This is a genomic window from Parablautia muri (assembly GCF_009917485.1).
GTDB lineage: Bacteria > Bacillota > Clostridia > Lachnospirales > Lachnospiraceae > Suilimivivens > Suilimivivens muri.
The window spans coordinates 227,223-240,860 of sequence record NZ_QZDT01000001.1 but is presented as its reverse complement, the minus strand read 5'-3'; the positions used below and the strand labels follow the sequence as shown (position 1 = coordinate 240,860).

The following is a 13,638-nucleotide window of genomic DNA, read 5'->3' as shown; positions in this document are numbered from 1 at the left end:
ATATAGGGGAGATTCATAATTAAATGGTAAATAGACAAAAAATATTAATTGTAGATGATGACAGCAATATTGCTGAATTAATTTCACTGTATCTGACAAAGGAATGCTTTGAAACCATGATTGCCGCAGATGGGGAAAGCGCCCTGGTTCTTGCAGAATCTTTTGCACCAAATTTAATTTTACTGGATTTGATGTTGCCTGGCATTGACGGTTATCAGGTATGCCGTGAAATCCGTGCCAAATCCGCTATTCCTATTATCATGCTTTCCGCCAAAGGGGAAATTTTTGACAAGGTTTTAGGACTGGAATTGGGTGCCGATGATTATATGGAAAAGCCCTTTGACTCCAAGGAGCTAGTTGCACGGGTAAAGGCAGTGCTTCGCAGATATAAGCCCGCCCCCGCTGCAGCCCAACCACAGGATGTTAAATGCGTGGAATATCCTGACCTTTCCATCAACCAGACCAATTATTCTGTGCTTTATAAGGGAAAGCACATAGAAATGCCTCCTAAGGAACTAGAGCTTTTGTATTTTCTTGCCTCCTCCCCGAATCATGTTTTTACGAGGGAGCAGCTTCTTGACCAGATTTGGGGATATGAGTACATTGGAGATACCAGAACGGTAGACGTGCATATCAAAAGGCTCCGGGAAAAAATAAGTGACCATGCCGGCTGGCGCATAGCAACCATTTGGGGCATTGGCTACAAGTTTGAGGTGCGCTAATGAGAAAAACCCTTTACTTGAAGTTCCTGTTGGCTTACTTTATATTTGGAGTTTTTGGTTTTATTATTGTTGCGACCTTTGTAAACAGCATGACCATGGAGCATCTGAAATATGAAAAAGCGGACGCGCTATATCGTGAGGCTACCCTAATTGCCAACACCTATGCTTCAGACCTTTACAATAACGAAACCTCTCTGGACACGGTCAAAAAGCAGCTGGACGCACTAGATGCCTATCTTTCTGCAAACCTGTGGATTATCAATCCTTCCGGTCGAATGATTCTGGATTCACAGGCGCCCGTTGATGTGGAAAGCGAGACAGTGATTGAGGGCTTTGACCCCACGATTACAGAAAAATCTTATTACACAATCGGCTATTTTTTTGGCAGCTTTACCCAGGAACAGCTTAGTGTATTTGCTCCCATTACTTCAGATTATAAAGTAAGGGGATATGTGGTGATACATTATCCCATGAGCAATATCGCTGCCTCCTGTAACAGCCTTTTAAATATCTCTTATTTGATGCTGATTATCCTGTTCCTGCTCTCTATGATTATCCTAATTTTCTTTACGGAGATGGTCTACCTCCCTCTGCGCAAGATAACCGAAGCAACCGAACAATATGCCGCAGGAAATATGCACTACGAATTTCAAATTGACAGCGAGGATGAAATGGGATATCTGGCCGCCTCTCTTTCTTACATGGCAAGCGAAATTGCCCGGTCTGAAGACGACCAGAAAAAATTTGTGGCAAACGTTTCCCACGATTTTCGTTCGCCCCTTACCTCCATCAAGGGTTATCTGGAAGCTATGTTAGATGGTACCGTACCGCCCGAGCTTTACGAAAAATACCTGAACATTGTTCTAAATGAAACAGAACGGCTTACCAAGCTCACCAACAGTCTGCTTACCTTAAACAATTTAAATACCAAGGGAATCATGCTGGATAAAAGCATTTTTGATATCAACAAGGTTATACGCAACATTGCCGCCTCATTCGAAGGAACCTGCAAGAACAAGACCATTGCCATAGAACTGATTCTCACCGGCGATGAACTGTTTGTCAATGCCGATATAGGAAAAATCCAGCAGGTGCTCTATAACCTGCTGGATAATGCCATTAAATTCAGCAATCCCGATTCTATCATTAAGATTGAAACCACGGAAAAGCACAATAAAGTTTTTGTATCCGTAAAGGATAAGGGAATCGGCATTCCCAAAGACAATTTAAAACTGATTTGGGACCGGTTTTACAAATCCGATCTTTCCAGAGGGAGGGACAAAAAGGGAACCGGACTTGGCCTATCCATCACCAAAGAAATTATTCATGCCCATGGAGAGCATATCAATGTAATCAGCACGGAAGGAGTAGGCTCAGAATTTATCTTCTCCCTTCCCATTGAAGATGAAGGAGACGGGGATTGAATTTGTTATAATTCTTCCCCGTTTGTTTTAATCAGGTTTTGATACCAGTAAGCAGAGTCCTTCCATATCCTCTCCTGTGTCCGATAGTCCACATAAACAAGACCAAATCTCTCAAAATATCCCTTTGCCCACTCAAAGTTATCCATCAAAGACCACTGGAAATATCCGTGAAGCTCAATTTCTCCCGCCGCCCTTTTTAACGCCTTTAAATATCTGGCAAGGAAATCAATTCTGTTTGGGTCATGCACCTTTCCGTCCAGAGAAACCGTATCATGACAGGAAAGGCCGTTTTCTGTGATATAAATCGGTTTCTTATACCGCTCATACAAAAACTTCGGTCCCCAGTATAAGCATTCCGGCGTTACCGGCCATCCTATCGCCGTTCTCGGGAAACCTTCATAACGTTTTACTTCCTCCGGCCTCCCATCCTTTCCCATACGCACACATCTTCCGTTATATATGTTCTGTCCATACACATCGATTGGCTCCGAAATAAGCTTCATATCTTCATCCGTAATCTTAGGAAGATATGGCTCATAATATTTGAGCCCTTCTTCAGGATAACGTCCAAACAGCACCGGATCCGACCACCATGTCACATTCCAGGACCAGTATCTTGCATCCTCCGGCAGCGAGAACAAGAGCTGCCTTGCGGCTTCTATATTTTCCGGTGTCTCCGTCTCCGGATAGCACATTGAGCCTGTGGGCGCATACCCAATGATAAGAGGCTGCTTACCATACTGGCGCAGCATCTGCACCGCACGGCCATGGGCCTTCATGGCATTATGCGCCATTTCCAGTGTGTCCTGGACAGGCGCTTTCAGTCCAGGAGCATGCTCTCCTGAAAGAAAACCAAGTCCCACAAAGCACTGGGGCTCATTTAAAGTAAAGAAATGTGTCACCCGGTCACTAAAGCGCTCCGCCACAAGCTTGGCATAAGCGCCGAACCACTCCACTATCTCCGGGTTCATCCAGCCTCCCCTTTTATAAATCTCATAGGGCAGCTCCCAATGATACAGGGTAATATAAGGTTCTATGCCGCTTTCTAAAAGCGCGTCAATTAAATTACTATAAAAAGCAATGCCCGCTTCATTTACTTTTCCCCTTCCCTCCGGAAGCACTCTTGACCAGTCTATGGAAAAACGATAACCCTTTAATCCCATTTCCTTCATAATGGCAACATCTTCCCTGAAGCGATGGTAATGATCGCAGGCCACATCCCCAGTATGGTCTTCATAAACATGTCCCGGCTGTTTTGTATAAATATCCCAGACATGTTTACCCTTTCCGTCCTCGTTTACCGCACCCTCAATCTGGTAGGCGCTGGTGGCAGCGCCCCACACAAAATCCTTTGAAAATCCCATAATCCCTTCTCCTGTTCTATTTTGATTCACTGCATTAAAAATGTCATAGCTAAATTATATCTCTTTCCCCTGTTAAATACAATAAACAGTTCCCACAATCCAAACCGTTCCTTCTCATAAAATCCAAATTGAAGCCCTATAAAAGCCATGGTACAATAAATTCATATAGATAACATTTAAAATAAATTATAGAAGGAGTAAGTACCATGCATATTATTCTACACCAGCCGGAAATACCCGCCAACACAGGAAACATTGGAAGAACCTGCGCAGCCACCGAAACCAGTCTTCATCTGATAGAGCCTTTGGGTTTTCGGTTAAATGAAAAAGAAATTAAACGGGCTGGTATGGATTATTGGGAACATCTTAATGTAACCCGATATATGAATTTTGACGAATTTAAATCCGTCCATCCAAACGCCAAAATCTGGATGGCCACCACCAAGGCTAAACATGTTTACACAGAAGTTTCCTATGGCCCTGATGACTTTATTATGTTTGGAAAAGAAAGCGCCGGTATTCCGGAGGAAATTCTGGTAGATTATGAAGAAACCTGCATCCGCATTCCCATGCTCCCCGAAATTCGTTCCTTAAATCTTTCTAACTCTGTTGCCATTGTTCTCTACGAGGCCCTCAGGCAGCAAAATTTTACACAATTACAGTTAAAAGGGGAGCTCCATCATCTACACTGGAAGGAATAGCCTGGCATCTCTCTCCTTCTCTCAGAATTCAAACTCTAAATTTTATGAATAACCCATAAAATTTTTATCCTCCGGCGTATCATAAATAGGTTACCTAGTAAATGATACAAAAAATGGAGGATCTGGTATGAAAAAAATTTATATGCAATTAGCTTTAGGAATGATTGTTTTAGGAATTACAGGCTGTGGAAGTGCAGCTTCCGGCACCGCGCCCATGCAGGAGCAAATTTCATCTGATGCTAATGAAAACTCACCTGTTGCTTCTGAAACTGCACCTGGGGCTGTGAATACTCCGGCAGCAAGATATCAGCAAAATTCTATTACGGTTAGCAGCAGCGAAAATGTCACTGCAATTCCTGATATTGCAGAGGTTGTTTATGCTGTACGCACTGAGGCCTCCGATGCTGCTGCCTGTCAGCGGCAAAATGCAGAATCTGTCAGTCAGGTTATTGAATTGTTGAGGAGCCTTTCTGTTGAGGAAACTTCCATTCAAACTTCAGATTATTTCATGAACCCTGTTTATGACTACAGCAACAACAGAGCTCGTATTACCGGCTATGAAGCCACTACCACCCTGACAGTGTCAGACCTTCCAATTGATGGACTTGATCATATTCTTTCCCAGTCTGTTTCCTCAGGAATCAATACCATTCAGTCCATTACCTACCAGGCAAGTAAATATGATGAAAGCTATCAGGCGGCTTTAAACGCCGCTGTAGAAACCGCATATCAGAAGGCTCAGGTATTGGCTGATGCTGCCGGATGCAGCGTGGGATCTGTTATCAACATTGAGGAGATTAGCAACTACTCTAATGCCCGCTATACAGATTCGGCTCTGGCTAACAAATACCGTTCCACTGCTGTCAAAGAAGATTATGCGCTCGCTGACACAGCTGGTATTATGCCGGGCGAAATTGAAGTGGAGGCAAGCATCCTGGTAGAATATCAGCTCTATTAAAAAAATTGTAATTTGGTTGACAAATAAAATAGTGAATGCTAAAATTTTTACGTTAAAAGCAAAGACGCTATGGCTCTGGCCGTAGTGTCTTTTTTATTTGTTTTGAAAAATATCTAAATTTCCTTTTATGGGATACTAATTAAGAATGGGGGATTCATTATGGCAGTAAAATATGTTTTTGTCACCGGCGGTGTGGTTTCAGGTCTCGGTAAGGGCATCACAGCAGCTTCTCTTGGTCGGCTTTTAAAAGCTCGTGGATATAAAGTAACCATGCAGAAATTTGACCCTTATATCAACATTGACCCAGGTACCATGAATCCCATACAGCACGGAGAAGTTTTTGTAACCGATGACGGAACGGAAACCGATTTAGACCTTGGACACTATGAGCGGTTTATAGATGAAAACCTGGATAAAAATTCCAATGTGACCACCGGCAAAATTTACTGGTCTGTGCTGCAAAAGGAACGGCGGGGCGATTACGGCGGAGGTACCGTTCAAGTCATTCCTCACATCACCAATGAAATTAAAAGCCGTTTTTATAGGAATTTTACAGACAAAAGCACAAGAATTGCCATTATAGAAGTGGGCGGCACGGTAGGTGACATAGAAAGCCAGCCCTTTCTTGAATCTATCCGGCAGTTTCAGCATGAGGTAGGGCACGAAAATGCAATTTTAATCCATGTCACTCTGATTCCCTATTTGAAAGCCTCACAGGAGATGAAAACCAAGCCTACACAGGCAAGCGTAAAAGAATTGCAGGGAATGGGAATCTGGCCGGATATCATTGTATGCCGGAGCGAACATCCTTTAGATCAGGCTATCAAGGATAAAATAGCCCTTTTTTGTAATGTACCAAGCAGCCACGTGCTGCAAAATCTGGATGTGGAATATCTCTACGAAGCTCCCCTTGCCATGGAAAAAGAACAGCTTGCCCAGGTTGCCTGCCATTGCCTGCATCTGGAATGCCCTACGCCGGACCTTGCCGACTGGAAGAATATAGTAGCCTCTCTACGCTCTCCTGTGGGTGAAGTAACCGTTGCTATCGTAGGTAAATATGTGCAGCTTCATGACGCCTATATCAGCGTGGTAGAAGCGCTAAAGCATGGCGGCATTTCCAACCACATTACTGTGAATATTAAATGGGTTGACTCTGAAACTCTCCTGCCTGAAACTGTAGATACAATTTTAGGTGATGTAAATGGTATTCTTGTTCCCGGAGGATTTGGTTCCCGGGGGATTGAGGGAAAAATATGCGCTATAACCTACGCAAGAACCCATCAGATTCCTTTTCTTGGCTTATGTCTTGGCATGCAGCTTGCCATTGTAGAATATGCCCGCAGCGTTATCGGATTTAACGATGCTCATAGCATTGAGCTTAACCCTTCCACCTCTCATCCTGTAATTGCTCTTATGCCTGACCAAAACGATGTAGAAGACATTGGAGGCACCTTAAGGCTTGGTTCCTACCCCTGCGTGTTGGATGGGACTTCAAAAGCATTTGAATTATATGGACAAGAAATCATATATGAACGTCACAGGCATCGTTACGAGGTAAATAATGATTACCGCAATGTCTTAGCCGAAAGTGGAATGAAGCTTTCCGGCCTTTCCCCCGATGGACGGATTGTGGAGATGTGTGAACTGCCCAATCATCCTTTTTTCGTTGCAACCCAGGCACACCCGGAACTTAAATCAAGACCTAACAGGCCTCATCCCTTATTTAAAGGATTTATTAAGGCTGCGGCAAAAGCAAACGCTGCCGCGCTTCATAAGACAGATTATTGTGATAAAAATGTGCGCCCCTAGGCGCACATTACATTCTGGCAATATCTACATTTTCTTTAAACCACTGATAAGCGAAAGCAACTCCCTCTTCCAATTCAACCTTATGTGTCCATCCAAGATGATGAAGCTTATCTACATTCGTTAACTTTCTGGGCGTTCCGTCCGGCATAGCTTTATTCCAGACAATTTTGCCTTCATAGCCAACTGCCTTTTGAACTGTTTCCGCCAGTTCCTTAATGGTAACCTCTTTACCTGTTCCTATATTCACATGCTGTTCCCCTTCATAATTTTCGAGCAGGAACACACAGGCATCCGCCATATCATCCACATAAAGAAATTCCCGCAGCGGTGTTCCTGTTCCCCAAAGCTCCACTGTGGGCATATGATTCACTTTCGCCTCATGAAATTTACGAATCATGGCAGGCATAACATGGGAGCCCTCCAAATCATAATTATCATAGGGACCATACAAATTTGTGGGCATACAGCTGATAAAATCATCCCCATACTGTCTTTTATAAAATTTACACATTTCAAGCCCCGCTATTTTTGCAATCGCATAAGCTTCGTTGGTTTCCTCCAACGGTCCGGTCAAAAGGGCGTCCTCCGGAATCGGCTGTGGCGCCATTTTGGGATAAATACATGTGCTGCCCAAAAAGAGAAGCTTTTTCACTTTATATTTATGACAACAATCAATCACATTACACTGAATCTGCATATTTTCATAAGCAAAATCGGCCGGTGCTGTGTTGTTGGCATTGATACCGCCTACCTTTGCCGCCGCCAGCACCACCACATCCGGTTTCTCCTTCTCAAAGAAATCACGCACCATAGCCTGATTGGTCAAATCCAGTTCCTTATGGGTCCTTCCAATCACATTTACATACCCTTTTGTCTCTAAATTCCTGACAATCGCACTGCCCACTAGACCTCTGTGGCCTGCCACATAAATTTTGTCTGTTTTGTTCATCATCACAATTTCTCCTACTTAATTTTCTGCCTATTCATGAATAACATCTTTAAATCCCTCTTGGATCGTATCACCCAAAAAAATATCCTCCGCCTTCACCGGCGCTGATGGAAAATCCCGGTACCCTACTCTATCACCCTGCACCGGATAATAAAAAGTATATCCGTGGAGTTCATAGTCAACCGTCTCAAAATTTTCATAGTCCTTTTGCCTGACCAAATATTGAATCGTTGCTCCCTTACCTACCTCAATACCAAAGACTGCTAACTTGTAAGTTCCAAACAATACAAGTATAATCAAATATATCTTAAACCTGTCCATATGAGGACTGATTTTTAAATACAGAAATCCCCACACCATCACCGGAAACATCCATAAAAACACACATCCATATCGAACTAACGGTGCACTCAAAAGCCAAAACAAAAAGCAAACCATCAGCGTTCCGGCTGTGTGAAGAAAATCCAGCATATCCTTTTTTCTTTTTATAACTGCATATGCCAGATACGCCATCCATAACAAAATTCCCAAAAGAGCCATAGCCAAAAACACCTTATTACTTCCATCCAAATGTGCCGCCCATTCAGGAAACCACTTAGCCAAAGACTCTCCATATCTTTCCACATCGCTAAATCCCCTGCCCCACACTTGTATCTCTTTCGCATCATAATCTGCCATCCCTTTAGGAATCTTAAAAGCAAAAGAAAACAGGTCAATGGAGGTAAACGGATAAACCAGCCAGCCTGACAAAATTACATTGCGTACCAGAAAAGGCAGAACCGTTAAAAGTCCCGCCACCAGAAACTTAACGATTTCTTTTCCTCGCTTTTCCCCTAGCATCATAGCTGCCGGTTTTACTGTAAGCAAAAGAATAAGCGCTCCGGAAAGCTTCACTGTCATCACGCTCACACTCAGCACACTTAAGAAGGCATAAGGCAGATAGGAATCCTCCTTTTTCTCAATTAACTCCAGCCACCTGATTAGAATAAAAAAGACCAGAAGCACCATAAAATAGTCTGATGCCGGGGACACCATCTCGTCAAAAATCATAAACAGATAATAGATAGCCACAAGTCGTGCAAAATCTGAAAGTTTAGGTTTTTTGATTCTTTCCTTTGTCAGTGCTTCCATACACACCAATGCCAGTAAAAAAGCCAGAAAACCTGCACAACAATGATAAGACTGCCCACCCAAAAAGGCCATACTGTAAAGCGCTGACAGGCAAAATGCCGCACTATTATAAGCTAATCTGCTGTGTAAATTACCTAAGCCTGGAACAATTCCATATTCCTCTATCCAGCGAATGCTCTGGGCATGATACAATCCGGTATCATAATGTATAACCCCTGTGGATGCGCCGTAAGCAAAACCTAAAAAAAGTAACAAAAACACAATTGCCTTTACAGGCGTAATGGTCAGCCTGAAGGCGTACAGATGATTCAAAAATTCTTTTTTTAAAAATAGAATACTAAAACCGCATGCAAGGAGCAAAATTGCATTGGCCGCCAACCCAACCTTCCAAAATATACTGAAAAGCTGCGCAAAAACCGTAACTGCCCCAATGCCTGCGTACAGATAACTGACCTTTTGTTTGCAGGAATAACTCTCTCCTGCAATTACCCTGATAGAAGCAACTCCCATCACATAACAGGTAAACAGCATATACAGCCAGATGAGAATAACAGAAAGCATTGAACCATCCTCTTTCACAATTGCAGGGCATTTCTTTTGCTATTTACGATCTAAAGACTGTTCATAGCAACCTATTTCTTCATTTTCCCTTCTTTATACTCCTCACAACTCATTCCGGCTATTTCCTTTAAGTCAGCATCCATCATCATTGCCACAAGTCCCTTAAAATCAACTTCACGCTTCCAGCCCAGCATCTTTTCAGCCTTAGCGGCATTTCCCCACAAAAATTCAACCTCGGCTGGACGATAAAATTCAGGGTTTACATCTACAAGCAGTTTTCCGCTCTCCCCATCATAGCCCTTTTCGTTGACGCCTGCTCCTTCCCATCTAATCGAAATTCCAAGCTCCCCAAAGGCGGACTCTACAAATTCCCGTACCGTATGCGTTTCATTTGTAGCAAGCACATAATCACCTGGCTTATCCTGCTGAAGCATCATCCACATTCCCTTGATATAATCTCCTGCAAATCCCCAATCACGCTTTGCATTCATATTGCCCAAAGAAAGCTTCTCCTGTTTACCGGCAACTATATTTGCAATCGCTAACGTAATTTTTCTTGTGACAAAATTTTCTCCCCTTCTGGGAGATTCATGGTTAAATAAAATACCGTTACATGCAAACATGTTATAAGACTCTCTGTAATTTACCGTAATCCAATAAGAATACAGCTTTGCAGCCCCATAAGGACTTTTGGGGTAAAAAGGCGTAGTCTCGCTTTGCGGTGCGGTCTCAGGAAGTCCTCCGAATAACTCTGAAGTAGATGCTTGATAATATCTGCAATTTCCTCCGTTTACACGAATGGCTTCCAGAAGCTTAAGGGTACTTACTCCGGTAGCCTCCGCTGTGTATTCCGGCACCTCGAAGGATACACCCACATGGGACTGGGCCGCCAGATTATAAACCTCCGTAGGACGGATTTCCGATATAAGCCGCATCAGATTGCTGGAATCTGTTGTATCTGCATAATGAAGAAAAAATTTGACCTTGTGATAGCCTGAGCGAATCAAATGGTCAATACGGGATGTATTGCTGATGCTGTGCCTTCGCACAAGCCCATGAACTTCATACCCCTGTTCCAACAAAAATTCGGCCAAATAAGAGCCGTCCTGCCCTGTAATACCGGTAATGAAAGCTATTTTCTGCATAAACTATCTCCTTTTTATCCTGTATTTACATAATCAATTGTAAAGCTTTTAAACCTACCGAACCTTCTACATAACTCATTCCACAATTGACCATAGCATTATATATTCATAACAATTGCGGCAATGATAATCCCCAATATGGCCCCCATTAAAACCTGTAAGGGCGTATGCCCTACAAATTCCTTCAAACGTTCTTCCACGCTAATCTGCTTACCCATATTCATCAGAACTTCCATCATTTCATTCAGAACCCGGCCCTGCTTGCCAGTTTCCCTGCGCACACCCATAGCATCATACATAACAATAATTGCAACCATAGCGGTTACCGCAAACTCAAAGCTTCCTCCGCCATATTTTATCCCTACGGAGGTTGCCAACGCACATACAGTTGCAGAATGGGAGCTGGGCATACCCCCGCCTCCCACCATTCTTTCCATCAGAAACTGTTTCGTGATAATCAGGTGAATCAATGTTTTTAGTACCTGCGCCACCAACCATCCGAGAACGGCCGAGATAAATATCTGATTTTGGAGTAATTCCGTAATAAAATCCATCTTATTTAAATTCCCTCATATAAACGGCCAGGGCATCCTTCCAATCTGCAAACTGATAGCCGTCTGTCAGCTTAAGTATATAATTCTCCAGTATGGAATAGGCCGGCCTCGGCGCCTTTGCCCCAAATTCCTCAGTTGTAATTTTTTCCACCTTGGTATCCTTGCCTGCAAGTCTGAAAATTTCCTCCGTAAACTGAGCCCAGGAACAGCTTCCCTCACAGGTAGCATGAAACAAACCGTAATTTTCCGTAAAAATAAGCCGGGTAATCGCACGGGCAAGCTCTTTTGCACTGGTAGGGCTGCCTACCTGATCGCCTACTACCCTTACTTTATCATTGCTTTCAGACAGGCGCAGCATCGTTTTCACAAAATTCTTTCCATCACCGTACAGCCATGCCGTCCTTAATATAAAATACCGATTTGTAAAATCCTTCACCATATTTTCCCCCGCCAGTTTAGTAGCGCCATACACACCCTGGGGATTGGGCTTATCAAACTCAACATATGGCTTATCCGTATTACCGTCAAACACATAGTCGGTAGAGATTTGAACCATCTTTGCCCCGGTCTCGGAAGCCGCAATACTCAAATTCTTTGGCCCGATGGCATTGATGCGATAGGCCTTGTCCAATTCATCTTCACAGGCATCCACACCTGTATGTGCAGCACAATTAATAATCGCATAGGGCTTTACCTTTCTTGCAAGCTCCATTACCTTGTCAATTTTAGTAATATCCAGTTCGGCCACATCAGTATTTACCAATTCAATGTCTTGGTTATCCTTCCATTCAAGATTAATTGCACGTCCAAGCTGTCCGTTACAACCTGTTACAATAATTTTTTTCATTCTGATCCCCCATTCTTGCCGGCAACCCTCAAATTGTCGGTAATTTTAATTCGAACAAAGAGTACTCGCCTATATTTTACCCTTTAAATCCATTTTAGACAAGTAGTTCCCAAAATCATTCTTTTTTATCTATCTACGTAATAATTTCTTAATAATTTTGTATAACATTTTACACATTTTTCTAGTGACGCTCATTCTGTTCTGTGTTATAATTATTACCGTGTGATTTTTGGCATACTGTTATAATTATATGAAAGAAAGTGAGGAAATATTGATGAAAAGATTACAAGTACTTTGTCTTGTAGCCTTATCTTCATCTCTTTTATTATTTGGATGCGGAAAAAAAGATGAAGAGGTCAGTGAGACTCTTGTCCAGCCCATTGTAGAACCAATCACCGAGACAACGACTCCTGATGAAGAATCCAATGAACCTGAAGAATCTGAGGACGAAACCGATGTTCCTCCACAGGAAGGTATGGTTCGCAGCCCTCTTACCAATGAGTGGATAGATGGCTCCCTGGAAGATGCAAGGCCTATAGCCGTAATGAGTCCTAATGACTCTAACGCTTTGCCCCATTACAATTTCTCCAAGGCAGATCTTTTATATGAATGCCCCGTGGAAGGCGGCATCACCAGAAGCATGGCTGTCTTTAAGGACTGGGAAAACTTAGACCGAATTGGAAACGTAAGAAGCAGCCGTGATTACTTTATCTATTGGGCGCTGGAATGGGATTCTATCTACGTTCACTTCGGAGGCCCATTCTACATTGATGATCTGATTGAGCAGGAAAGCACAAACAATATAACAGGCTGCAGCTACGGTGCCGGTAAAAAAGTTGGCTTATATGAAAATGCGTTTTATCGCGCTACTGACCGTTCCGCTCCCCAGAATGCATATGCAAGTGCGGAAGGAATTAACAGCGCTATTGATAAATTAGGTTATTCCAAAACCTATCGCGACAGTTACTATCAGCCGGATCATTTCAAATTTGCGTCTGAAAGTGAGCCTAACACCTTAGAGAGCTACTCTGATGCGGTCAGCGCAAAGGAAATTGATTTGTCAAAGCCTTACCCCATTACCAAAACCTCTTTTACATATAATGAGGAGGACGGATTATATTATCGTTCCATGTATGGCAAGGCTGATGTAGATGCCGCCAACGGCAATCAACAGCTGGCATTTAAAAATGTACTTGTTCAGTTTGCTTATCATGAGGTAAGAGATGCTAAGGGATACCTTGCCTTTCAGGTTCACGACACCACCAGAGGCGGCTATTTCTTTACAAATGGCAAAGCAATTCACGTAAATTGGGAAAAATCTACTGATTATTCACCTACTAAGTTCTATGATGACGATGGGAATGAAATTCAGCTCAACACTGGCAAAACCATGGTTTGTATTGTAAAGGATACGGATACTATTAACGTAGATGGAAATGACCTGAAGTAAATATTTGTCTGCAGGAAAGGGGA

12 protein-coding genes are annotated in these 13,638 nt (G+C 42.9%); 6 read left to right on the top strand and 6 right to left on the bottom strand.

From position 1 onward, the window contains the following. Positions 1-23: 23 nt before the first annotated feature. Together D5281_RS01165 and D5281_RS01160 are read left to right on the top strand one after the other, a co-directional pair. The gene (locus D5281_RS01165; RefSeq protein ID WP_160558304.1) at positions 24-722 is read left to right on the top strand and encodes a response regulator; all 699 of its coding nucleotides are present in this window, start codon (positions 24-26) and stop codon (positions 720-722) included. Next, complete coding sequence (locus D5281_RS01160) at positions 722-2,146, top strand: sensor histidine kinase (RefSeq protein WP_160558303.1); 1,425 nt, start codon at positions 722-724, stop codon at positions 2,144-2,146. Before D5281_RS01165 ends, D5281_RS01160 begins: the two co-directional genes overlap by 1 nt. Before the next feature lie 5 nt (positions 2,147-2,151). Here the strand turns inward: D5281_RS01160 and D5281_RS01155 are convergent, their stop codons facing one another. After that, positions 2,152-3,510, bottom strand: a complete 1,359-nt coding sequence (locus tag D5281_RS01155; RefSeq protein WP_160558302.1) for a GH1 family beta-glucosidase — start codon at positions 3,508-3,510, stop codon at positions 2,152-2,154. 206 nt (positions 3,511-3,716) lie between these two features. On the opposite strand from D5281_RS01155, the gene D5281_RS01150 reads away from it, so the two are divergent. The 3 genes from D5281_RS01150 (at position 3,717) to D5281_RS01140 (ending at position 6,978) form a co-directional block, all read left to right on the top strand. Further along, positions 3,717-4,211 carry a tRNA (cytidine(34)-2'-O)-methyltransferase gene (locus tag D5281_RS01150; RefSeq protein WP_160558301.1) on the top strand — a complete coding sequence of 165 codons (495 nt, stop codon included), beginning with the start codon at positions 3,717-3,719 and terminating at the stop codon, positions 4,209-4,211. A 127-nt stretch (positions 4,212-4,338) separates the two neighbouring features. Beyond that, the gene (locus D5281_RS01145; RefSeq protein WP_160558300.1) at positions 4,339-5,169 is read left to right on the top strand and encodes an SIMPL domain-containing protein; all 831 of its coding nucleotides are present in this window, start codon (positions 4,339-4,341) and stop codon (positions 5,167-5,169) included. Between the two features lie 159 nt (positions 5,170-5,328). Continuing rightward, on the top strand, positions 5,329-6,978 hold the full coding sequence (locus tag D5281_RS01140; protein WP_160558299.1) for a CTP synthase: 1,650 nt from the start codon (positions 5,329-5,331) through the stop codon (positions 6,976-6,978). A gap of 7 nt (positions 6,979-6,985) precedes the next feature. Here D5281_RS01140 and D5281_RS01135 read toward each other — a convergent pair whose 3' ends face one another. The 5 genes from D5281_RS01135 to rfbD all read right to left on the bottom strand — a co-directional run bounded on the left by D5281_RS01135 (position 6,986) and on the right by rfbD (position 12,165). Continuing rightward, positions 6,986-7,927 carry a GDP-L-fucose synthase family protein gene (locus D5281_RS01135; RefSeq protein WP_160558472.1) on the bottom strand — a complete coding sequence of 314 codons (942 nt, stop codon included), beginning with the start codon at positions 7,925-7,927 and terminating at the stop codon, positions 6,986-6,988. Between the two features lie 30 nt (positions 7,928-7,957). Beyond that, complete coding sequence (locus tag D5281_RS01130; RefSeq protein WP_160558298.1) at positions 7,958-9,619, bottom strand: LIC_10190 family membrane protein; 1,662 nt, start codon at positions 9,617-9,619, stop codon at positions 7,958-7,960. 71 nt (positions 9,620-9,690) lie between these two features. Further along, positions 9,691-10,764: a GDP-mannose 4,6-dehydratase gene (gmd, locus tag D5281_RS01125; protein WP_160558297.1), complete on the bottom strand. Its 1,074-nt coding sequence runs from the start codon at positions 10,762-10,764 to the stop codon at positions 9,691-9,693. 98 nt (positions 10,765-10,862) lie between these two features. Then, a complete protein-coding gene (locus D5281_RS01120) occupies positions 10,863-11,318 on the bottom strand; it encodes a divergent PAP2 family protein (protein WP_160558296.1) in 456 nt (151 codons plus the stop codon). Between the two features lies 1 nt (position 11,319). After that, positions 11,320-12,165, bottom strand: coding sequence for a dTDP-4-dehydrorhamnose reductase (gene rfbD / locus D5281_RS01115; protein WP_160558295.1), 846 nt, complete (start codon positions 12,163-12,165; stop codon positions 11,320-11,322). Between the two features lie 274 nt (positions 12,166-12,439). Between rfbD and D5281_RS01110 the strand changes: the two genes are divergently transcribed. Continuing rightward, complete coding sequence (locus D5281_RS01110) at positions 12,440-13,615, top strand: DUF3048 domain-containing protein (protein ID WP_160558294.1); 1,176 nt, start codon at positions 12,440-12,442, stop codon at positions 13,613-13,615. Positions 13,616-13,638: the final 23 nt, after the last annotated feature.